Source organism: Sporomusa sp. (assembly GCF_057736855.1).
The window spans coordinates 6,225-15,728 of sequence record NZ_JBYKYF010000035.1; the positions used below are offsets into that span (position 1 = coordinate 6,225).

A 9,504-nucleotide genomic window follows, 5' to 3' on the forward strand; every position below is an offset into this window, starting at 1 on the left:
GAAGACCGCTTGCGTATTGCCAGCAAGCTGATTGATGATCTGGAGAACGAAGGTGTTCAGCAGGACGATATCTATATTGATCCCCTGATCAAACCATTAAGCACCAATGATAAATATGGTAAATCCGTATTGGATGCTATTTATGCCATTAAGAACAAATACCCTGCAGTACATCTTACCTGCGGTTTGAGCAATATATCCTACGGACTCCCTAACCGCGCTGTACTTAACCGTATTTTCGCAGTCCAAACCATGACAATGGGAATGGACAGCTATATATTAAATCCGACAGACAAGGCCATGATGGGCGTAATTTATGCAGGACAAGCATTATTGGGTAATGACAAGTATTGCAAAAATTATCTTAAGGCTCATAGAAAAGGACTTTACGAATCATAGGCCATACGGTTGCAATCCATGTAAATCAGGCATCTATATCAATAGAATTGGAGGAATGCATAATGGGTACCATTGATTTAGTAAAAGCAGTAATTGACTTAGAGGAAGATTTAGTCATTTCAGGGGTCAAAGAGCAACTCGCAGCTGGTGTATCGGCGCTTGAAATTCTTAAACAATTGCAGGAAGGCATGGAAGGCGTAGGCAAATTGTATGAAGCCGGTGATTACTATTTATCTGAACTAATTATGTCTGCAGATGTTTTCTCCAACGCAGCGCAACTGTTAGGCTCTGCCCTTACCGCTGATGGAAATAACCAAACACTCGGCACTATCGTTTTGGGTACCGTAAAAGACGATATCCATGATATTGGCAAAAACATTGTTTCTACCATTTTAAGCTGCAACGGCTTTAAGGTAGTGGATATTGGCGTTGACACTCCGATTGAAACTTTTGTTGAAGCCGTAAAAACCCATAAACCTGACGTAGTTGGCATGTTCTGCTTATTAACCACTGCGTTTGATACGATGAAAGAAACAGTAGCGGCAGTAAAAGCTACTGGTACCCATGCAACTGTTCTCGTAGGCGGAGGGCCGGTTGATCCTAATGTTGCCCAATGGTGCGGAGCTGATGGGTATTGTAAAAACGCCTACGACGCAGTAGAAATGTCGAAAAAGGCTTGTAACAAAAACTAAAAATTTTTGATCCCACTTATAGTGCCTTATATTAATGTGAGAAAAGTGTTGCAAATGCGTTATCAAGCAGTTGCGACACTTTTTTTATTAAGCAATAAGCAGTTATCCAGAATGATTTTTCGGACACGTTTCAGCAGCATCTAGGATATTAAACGACACTAACCAAACGATTGGCTTGCTGCCGTTTATCGTTTACATTCCTTTTAGATACAGAGCTACTCCGGCCCCTGCCGCCACCATCCCAAGATAAACTCCTGTCCCCACAGCGGTGACAACCGCTCCTGTTTTAGCACCAAAAATCGAGAGATTGGCCGGCAATACCTGCGAAACTGCATAATAGACATTATGAACAAATGAAGCCACCAAAAGCACAAATATCACGTCAGCCTGGGCCAGTGCACCGCTGGTAAGCAGTGTTCCCGCAACCCCAATGGCCGCCATCATGGTGGGTATCCCGGCAATAATAACCAATACTCCGGCTGCAGTAAGATTACATGAACGCAAAAAAGGCTCCAGACCAGCGATAACCTCTTTGACAACTGAAGTTTGCATCAAAATACCAAAGGCTAGCGTAATAGGAACAAACACTTTGGCAATATCCCAAAACTGCGTAAATGCTTTTTTAGCAGCCGCCACCAAGTCGGTCTTATCAGCGCCAGTTGAACAACCCTCCTGCCAGTCTAACTGTTGCCGCTTGACAGTCTGCTTTACTAATAATCGGTTCCAAACAAAACCACTGATCGTAACCAGCGTGCTTATCCCAATATTGATTGCAAAAAACGTCATCCCCAGATTCCATCCCAGCGCAGTAATCAGAACCGGACTAAAATAGAAAATAGAAAAGTAAATACCTGTCGGCAATGACCCCATTAAGTAAACTGCCATTAACGTGTTTCTACTGATCACACCATTCTTGCCAAAATCGGCTAACATGGCATTCGCAGCAAACCGGTTTAACAGACACAGCATAAAAAACGGTCCCAGTGCTTCAGGAAGTTTTCCTAGCAAAGTCATCGGCCGCGTGACTTTGCTAAACAGGGCAAAAAATTTTCCGGTTCGCAATACCACACCGCAGTAGCACCCCACAAGCATGGCTGGTAATGCGATTTTCCACATGGCAAAGACGTCTGATAAAGCGGCTGTTATGTTTATGTCGAGCATAATATGTGAAATATACCTCCTGTTATTGGCTAATCTGCTCCTACTGCCAAGCAGTAAAGAAAAGCGGCACATTGCCGCCTATTTCTCTGTCAGGACAAACCGGAATAGTACGCGTCTTCATATAGTGACTACATCATACAGCTTGCCCTGCTGCACCATACGCGTCGCCTCCATTTTTCACCAATTAATTACTGAAATTGTAAATCCCCGGTTAATACATGAGCCTCAGTCGGATGAATTCGGTAATTCTGCAAGGTTTTCTTAAAAGCATCTGCATGTACATAATAATTCAAGAAAACGGCAGGGATTTCCTGTTCAATGATTTCCTGCACACGGTTATATGCATCCTGGCGTTTCGCCTGATCAGGTTCAATCAATGCGCCTTCTAACAAACTATCCATTTCCTTGTTCACATAATTGGGCCGGTATTTTGACTTGCTGGTCGTGCGGAAATCCTCAAAAGCAATTGAGGGGTCTGGCGTGAAGGCAAGGCCACGGGCCACCAGTACCATATCAAAATTCTTGGACACCATAGCTTGTTCGGCAGCACCGATGTCGACTACCTTGAGATTTAGTTTGATGCCTACAGCGGCAAGTTGTGCTTGGACCACCTGGGCGATATTGGGAAGTTCCGGGCGGCTGCTATAGGTCAGCAGCGTAAACTCCAGTTTTTTACCTTGTTTTTCTCTCACGCCACTGCCATTGTCCACCCAGCCAGCCTGATCTAACAATTCCTTAGCTTTGATGATTGAATGCTCGCTGGCTTTAATAGCAGGATGACCCCAGGGTAAATTCGGCGGAAACATCCCTGCCGCCGGTTTGCCAATCCCCTCCAGAACATCTTTAACGATAGCCTCACGGTCAAGTGCGTAATGTATTGCTAACCGAACATCGCGCTCAGCCAGTCCGCCTTTTTCAGTATTAAAGTAGATTACCCTCACCCGTCCCACAGGGTTAACTTCCACATGGTAGTTGGCATTTCCCTGCAGCAGCTTAACATTTGCTGGGAGAACATTGCGGATAAAATCAACCTCACCGGACTGCAATGCCATAAAGCGGGTTTGTGCATCCGGGTAGTGGCGGTTGATAACCTGTTTAATCTTAGGGGCTCCCTTCCAATAGTCGGCAAACCCCTCGGTCACAATACTCCTGTCCTGCTCCACTTTCACAAATTTATATGGCCCTGTGCCGATCAGGTTGGTAAACTTGCCGTCTTTCATAGCATTCTCGCCATATATTGCTGACTCGGGGGTAGCCAAATAGGCTGGAAGTGCCACTACAGGGGTTTTGGTTTTTATAATCAACTCATGGTCGGATAAAATCTCGATTGACTGCAAGGGGATGGTTTTGACAGTGTGCGCAAACCGTTCCACAACCTGTTTAACACTCTTAGCTGTCATAACTGAACCATCATGAAATATAACATTTGGCCGCAGCGTAAACTTCCAGGTAGTAGAGTCTATCGGCTGCCACGCCAGCGCCAAACCGGGTACAAGGTTACCGTCAAAATCCACATCAACCAAAGTTTCCATAATGCCACTCCGAATAAGAAAATATCCAGACTTAACCGGATCAGAAATAGGCATTTCAAAATCCCAGCCTACCTTAAGGGTAGTATGGGCCGGAGCTGTGGCCGGCCTGCCGCCGCACCCTGCCAGCACTGTTACCGCAAATAGTAGCAGCACCAAAAGACAAAGTCTCTTTTTTATCGTTGTAGGTAACAACCTATTTCCTCCTTTAACCGACCAAATGACAGGCAACCTGATGTATCGAGCCAATGGTTTTTAGCAACGGTTCCTGTATACGGCACTGTTCGCAAAAGACAGGACAGCAGTGCTGTAGAGCGCAGCCGGCTATACGGTCGGTATAACCGCCTGCCGCCTCACGCAGGCGAATACGTTGACTTCGCTGCCTCCGCCTGGCAGGATCGCCGGACAGCGTAGCAGACAGCAGATAACGGGTATACGGATGAATAGCATTATCTAAATCCTGGGCAGGTAAGACTTCGACAATCCTTCCGCCCAACATCACAGCCACACGGTTGGCTATTCGTTTGACCACATTCAGATCATGGCTAATAAAAATATACGATATGTTATATTCTGTCTGAAGCTGTATGAGGAGGTCTACAATTTGCGCTTTAACAATACTATCTAAATTGGACACCGCCTCGTCGCATACCACCAGGGCCGGGTTCAGCGCCAGGGCGCGGGCAATATTAATGCGCTGCAGCTGACCGCCACTGAATTGATGCGGATAACGGGCTTTGTATTCTGTCTTAAGCCCTACCACCGTGAGCAGCCAGTCTACTTTCTCCTGCTGTTCACGCCGGTTACCGATGTTGTAATGGATAAGCGGCTCAGCAATACTATCGCCCACCGTCCGGAACGGGTTAAGCGCTGCATAAGGGTCTTGAAACACCATCTGCAGCTTACGCCTTAGTTGCCGGATCACTTCCTGCTTAGCAGTAGTCATCTCCACACCGTCAAACTGAATGTGTCCGCTTATCGGCCTTTCCAGACTCATCAGACAACGCGCCAGCGTGCTTTTGCCGCAGCCGCTCTCCCCCACAATCCCTAGCGTCTCTTTACGTTCAACGTGCAGGGAGACATTTTCTACCGCCGGCAGCACCTTTTTTCCGGCAAAAAAAGAATCCTTGACTATATAATGTTTTTTCAAATCAGTTGCCACTAATAAAGGCTGACTCATGTCCGCTCACCTCCTAAAACGCCCATGGTTAAAATGCTTGTAACAACTGTTTGGTATAGGGGTGTACAGGGTTTTGAAACACTTCGCTGACAGAACCAAACTCCACTATCCTGCCTTGTTTCATAACTGCCACTTCATCGGCAATCTCGGCCACCACGGCCAGATCATGGGTAATGAACAGCATACCTGCGCCATATTGTTCTTTTAGCTCCATTAATTCATCAAGAATATGGATTTGAGTAGTAATATCCAACGCTGAGGTCGGCTCATCAGCAATCAAATACCGGGGTCGGAGTAACAGTGCCATGGCAATCATCACCCGCTGATGCATTCCGCCGCTGAGTTCAAAAGGATAGCGGTTAAACAGCTTTGCGGGCTCTGGCAGCCGGACACGCGCAAGCATATCCATGGCCATTTCCATGGCAGCAGATTTGGTTGTTGCAGTATGTGACAATACGGTTTCTACCAATTGCATTCCAATGGTCAGTGAGGGATGTAAGGAATAACGCGTATTTTGAAAAATGGCAGAAATTTCCTGGCCACGTATCAGCCGCAGTTCTTCCGCCGACATCGATAAGAGTTCACGCCCATCCAGACTAATCTGACCAGTTATAATTTTTCCCGGCGGCTCAATAAGCCCTAATAATGACAAAGCCACTGTCGATTTTCCGCAGCCACTTTCGCCAACTAAACATAATGTTTTTTCCGGCAACACAGAAAAACTTACCCCGTCAACGGCTCGTATCACTTTGTCAGATTGAAAATAATAGGTTCGCAAGTCTTTAACAGCCAGTGCCATACTTGTATCCTTTCCCTGTACTTACTCTGTCTGTGATGTCCCTTGCGGAGTAAGCGCATCCCGGAGCGCATCCCCCAAAAGATTGCAGGATAATACAACTAATGCAATCGCCAGTCCTGGAAATAGCATGACATGCGGTGCTGCCTGAAAATATGGCCTGCCGTCATTGAGCATGCTTCCCCATTCCGGTATCGGCGGCTGAGCCCCAAGTCCCAGAAAAGAAAATCCGGCTAGTGCCATAATGAGTTTTCCCATATCCAGAGTGACCAGTACAATAACGGTTGGCAGGACATGGGGCAAGATATGATGATGTAAAATCGACAGCGTCTTAGCGCCTGATGCTTTGGCAGCCATGACAAACTCTTTTTCCTTGACTGCCAGAGTCAGTCCCCGCACAATACGGGCATAACTGACCCACCAAACAGCCGCCAGCGCCAGCATGACATTAACCAGACCGGAACCGAGAAAGCCAGCAATAGCCAATGCTAAAATCAGCGTAGGAAAAGCTAGTATCGTGTCTACAATTCGCATAAAGATTTGATCAACCATTCCCCCGGCATAGCCGGCAATCATCCCTATTGGCAGACTTATGGCCAGCACACTTACAAGTACAATACTTGCCGACGCCAGGGAAACCTGCGAACCATACACCACCCGGCTGAAAATGCAGCGTCCAAGATGATCGGTACCAAACGGATATTGCCTGCAAGGCTCCTGCAGCTTTACCCCCAACTGTACGGTTTGCGGATCATGCATACTTACATAAGGCGCTGCTAGTGCAACACTAACAAAAACCAACAGGCCAAGCAATCCCAAGATACCTGCTTTGTCATGCTGTAACCGCTGCCAATATAAACGCCAAATGGTATGTCTCACTGTCCTTGTCCACCTCCTAAGCGGATACGCGGATCAAGGTAAGAATAAAGACAATCGACCAGAAAATTGATCGCTACAATTGTCAAAGCCGAAAAAAGGACATACCCCTGAATCACCGGGTAGTCACGGCCCTGGATGCTTTCCACGACAAACCTTCCCAGTCCAGGCCAAGAAAATAGCGTTTCCACAACGACACTGCCGCCTAATAAATGCCCAATACTCATACCAAACCAAGTTACTACCGGCAACAATGCATATCGAAAGGCATGCCGCCCGATAAGCCATTTTGCCTTAAGTCCTTTGGCTTTGCCCACCTGGATAAAGCCCTGGGATAAAGCATCCAGCATACTGCCACGCAGCAGCCGGGTATACGCCGCCGCCATACCAAAACCTAGGGTAGCTGCCGGCAACACCAGCCCGTCGGGGCTGCCTGATCCCGAGAGCGGCAGCCACTGCAATTTGACACCAAATAGATAAGCCAACAATAAGCCAAGCCAGAAATTAGGAATAGATGAACCAGCCAGCACAGCGATCCGCCCCACAATATCAAGCCAGCTCCTGGGATAAAGTGCCGTAAGAATCCCCAGTGGCACAGCAAATACCAGAGCAAACACCAAGGAAGCCAAAGCCAGTTGTACAGTAGCTGTCAGCCGATTACCAAGTTCATGCACAACCGGCAACCCTGTCCGGTAGGATAGGCCCAAATCCAACTGAAGCACCTGAAACAGCCAGCGTCCGTACTGCATATGCACCGGGTCATCAAGCTTTAATTGCTGCCGCAGTGCTTCCACAGCCTCCGGCGGCGCTTCCACCCCAATAGAGATCAGTACCATTTCCGGCGTATCCCCTGGCACCAATGCCATCAGACCAAAAGTAACCAGCGAAATGCCAAATAATACAACGACAAAAGAAATGCCTCGCTGAATAAGAAAATTTACCGGCACACGTGTTTCTTCCCTTCTTTTGCGCCTTCACATACCGTTATTTGGTAGCACAAACAGCAAACATGGGAGTAGGCGTATACAAAAGTTGCTCAATTTCATCGTAAACTAGGTGATTGATATTATCCTCTATCACAACCTGCCGGAAACCACATTGACGAAACGCCTGCGCATCCCATAAAGGACGTTTTTCATATGTCAAGGGTAGTTTGCGGGCGATGGCTTCGTTTTCTTTTTGCTGCTCTGGCGAAATATTTTGCTTATATCCTTTTTCGATGGCTAACTGCAAATACGCATCATGTTCAGCCTGTAGCGCCGGATCTGTCAGGTGCAAATGCCAGTTGGCATCAAAAACCAACACCTTGCCTGCTGGTTTTAACAACCGATACCAGGCTTGATAGGTTTCCAGCGGATTAGGCAGTAACCATGTCACGTTACGGGACACAATCAAATCCAGACTCTCTTCAGGCAGATCAACATCATGGGCATCGCTTTTCAAAAATTTTATATTTTTGCCAGCTAATATTGCATTTTTGCGGGCTTGTTTCAACATTTCTTCGCACTTGTCAATAGCGGTAACCGAATAGTTAAGTCCGGCCAGCAAAATGGCAAAGAACCCCGGCCCTGTTCCCACATCCAATACCTGGAGATTTTCCTGTTCTCCGGCATACTTGCGCAACAATGCTTCCCAGGACGCTTTTTTCTGGCAGGCCAATTCCTTTTTTACAACTTCGTTATAACTATCCGCACGCCTATCCCAGTAGGCTTCAATTCGTTGTTCCAACATAACAATCTCTCCTTTTGGGCAGTTGTTTTTTTAGAAAAATCAAAATGCGGTTTTATATCTCCTCCCCCGATAACAAAAAACCACGAAGGCTAGGACAGTATTAGTCCTGTTACCCTTCGTGGATATGTCTCACCTATTCATCTTTTGGGATAATCCATTACATATAACGCAGCCCCGACCTTCGGATCGGTATTTGTTACAATTATAACGTATTCCGGCTGGCAACGCAATACTTTATTGAAAAAATATTCCATTGATCATTGTCGTGTTTATTCTTACATGCCTAATTGACACCTGGGGTACCGTGCCGACAAAAAACATCAAAATACACGTATAACTTTATGTTTTACTACAAAAAAAATCGCCTACCAACCATTTTTGACCCCGATAGAAGGATTTTCCTCCAAATTTGTAGTACATGTTATATTTAGAAGAGTGCCATTAAGCGGACTTTCTGGCAATTTTCTACATTATCGGAGGAGGTTATACGATGAAATCATTAAAAGGAACCAAAACTGCCGAGAATCTAATGAAAGCATTTGCTGGTGAATCACAGGCTAGAACCCGTTACACCTATTATGCATCCACAGCCAAAAAAGAAGGCTATGTACAAATCTCCAATATATTTACCGAAACTGCCGAGAACGAAAAAGAACATGCTAAGCGGTTCTTTAAGTTTTTAGTTGAAAGCTTGAACGGTGAAATGGTTCATATCCAGGCCGACTATCCTGTGGCTCTGGGTGACACCAAAGCCAATCTGAAAGCTGCTGCCGAAGGAGAAAATGAAGAATGGACTGAACTGTATCCTGCATTTGCTGATGTTGCCGACCAAGAAGGCTTCCCGGCCATTGCTACTGTTTTCAGGAATATTGCTGCAGTAGAAAAACACCATGAAACTAGATTCAAAAAACTGTATAACAACCTTGTAGAAGGTACTGTCTTCAAAAAGCCGACAGTTGTTCAATGGAAATGTAACAACTGTGGCCATATCCATACAGGCGAGCAAGCCCCCGAGTTATGCCCGGCCTGTGCTCATCCGCAAGCATACTTTGAAGTATTTGTTGAAACCTACTAAAATTATTAAAAAGGGGCTGTCGCGTTAAGACAGCCCCCAAATAGAAAAAACTGCAATCAGTTACT

10 protein-coding genes are annotated in these 9,504 nt (G+C 46.2%); 3 read left to right on the top strand and 7 right to left on the bottom strand.

Going from position 1 to position 9,504, the window contains the following annotated elements; all coding sequences use genetic code 11:
- Both AC29Z1_RS04000 and AC29Z1_RS04005 read left to right on the top strand, forming a co-directional pair.
- Nucleotides 1-399, top strand: a 399-nt coding sequence (locus AC29Z1_RS04000; protein ID WP_488270171.1) for a dihydropteroate synthase, incomplete at its 5' end; no start/stop codon positions are given.
- Nucleotides 400-461: 62 nt separating this feature from the next.
- Nucleotides 462-1,091: a cobalamin B12-binding domain-containing protein gene (locus AC29Z1_RS04005; protein WP_488270172.1), complete on the top strand. Its 630-nt coding sequence runs from the start codon at nucleotides 462-464 to the stop codon at nucleotides 1,089-1,091.
- Between the two features lie 192 nt (nucleotides 1,092-1,283).
- Here the strand turns inward: AC29Z1_RS04005 and AC29Z1_RS04010 are convergent, their stop codons facing one another.
- From AC29Z1_RS04010 to AC29Z1_RS04040, 7 genes are all read right to left on the bottom strand, one after another.
- Nucleotides 1,284-2,252 carry a hypothetical protein gene (locus tag AC29Z1_RS04010; protein ID WP_488270173.1) on the bottom strand — a complete coding sequence of 323 codons (969 nt, stop codon included), beginning with the start codon at nucleotides 2,250-2,252 and terminating at the stop codon, nucleotides 1,284-1,286.
- Between the two features lie 188 nt (nucleotides 2,253-2,440).
- Nucleotides 2,441-3,976: an ABC transporter substrate-binding protein gene (locus AC29Z1_RS04015; RefSeq protein ID WP_488270174.1), complete on the bottom strand. Its 1,536-nt coding sequence runs from the start codon at nucleotides 3,974-3,976 to the stop codon at nucleotides 2,441-2,443.
- A gap of 13 nt (nucleotides 3,977-3,989) precedes the next feature.
- On the bottom strand, nucleotides 3,990-4,961 hold the full coding sequence (locus AC29Z1_RS04020) for an ATP-binding cassette domain-containing protein (protein ID WP_488270175.1): 972 nt from the start codon (nucleotides 4,959-4,961) through the stop codon (nucleotides 3,990-3,992).
- Between the two features lie 28 nt (nucleotides 4,962-4,989).
- Nucleotides 4,990-5,760, bottom strand: a complete 771-nt coding sequence (locus AC29Z1_RS04025; protein WP_488270176.1) for an ABC transporter ATP-binding protein — start codon at nucleotides 5,758-5,760, stop codon at nucleotides 4,990-4,992.
- A gap of 21 nt (nucleotides 5,761-5,781) precedes the next feature.
- Complete coding sequence (gene nikC / locus AC29Z1_RS04030; RefSeq protein ID WP_488270177.1) at nucleotides 5,782-6,636, bottom strand: nickel transporter permease; 855 nt, start codon at nucleotides 6,634-6,636, stop codon at nucleotides 5,782-5,784.
- Nucleotides 6,633-7,580: a nickel ABC transporter permease gene (gene nikB / locus AC29Z1_RS04035; RefSeq protein WP_488270178.1), complete on the bottom strand. Its 948-nt coding sequence runs from the start codon at nucleotides 7,578-7,580 to the stop codon at nucleotides 6,633-6,635. The genes nikC and nikB overlap by 4 nt, the downstream gene beginning before the upstream one ends.
- Nucleotides 7,581-7,617: 37 nt before the next feature.
- Nucleotides 7,618-8,364: a class I SAM-dependent methyltransferase gene (locus AC29Z1_RS04040; RefSeq protein ID WP_488270179.1), complete on the bottom strand. Its 747-nt coding sequence runs from the start codon at nucleotides 8,362-8,364 to the stop codon at nucleotides 7,618-7,620.
- A gap of 490 nt (nucleotides 8,365-8,854) precedes the next feature.
- On the opposite strand from AC29Z1_RS04040, the gene rbr reads away from it, so the two are divergent.
- On the top strand, nucleotides 8,855-9,439 hold the full coding sequence (gene rbr / locus AC29Z1_RS04045; protein WP_488270180.1) for a rubrerythrin: 585 nt from the start codon (nucleotides 8,855-8,857) through the stop codon (nucleotides 9,437-9,439).
- Nucleotides 9,440-9,504: the final 65 nt, after the last annotated feature.

Coding starts and splice junctions, on each gene's coding strand:
- AC29Z1_RS04005 (WP_488270172.1), top strand. CDS start 462: ATGGGTACCATTGATTTAGTAAAAGCAGTAATTGACTTAGAGGAAGAT.
- AC29Z1_RS04010 (WP_488270173.1), bottom strand. CDS start 2,252: ATGCTCGACATAAACATAACAGCCGCTTTATCAGACGTCTTTGCCATG.
- AC29Z1_RS04020 (WP_488270175.1), bottom strand. CDS start 4,961: ATGAGTCAGCCTTTATTAGTGGCAACTGATTTGAAAAAACATTATATA.
- AC29Z1_RS04025 (WP_488270176.1), bottom strand. CDS start 5,760: ATGGCACTGGCTGTTAAAGACTTGCGAACCTATTATTTTCAATCTGAC.
- AC29Z1_RS04040 (WP_488270179.1), bottom strand. CDS start 8,364: ATGTTGGAACAACGAATTGAAGCCTACTGGGATAGGCGTGCGGATAGT.
- rbr (WP_488270180.1), top strand. CDS start 8,855: ATGAAATCATTAAAAGGAACCAAAACTGCCGAGAATCTAATGAAAGCA.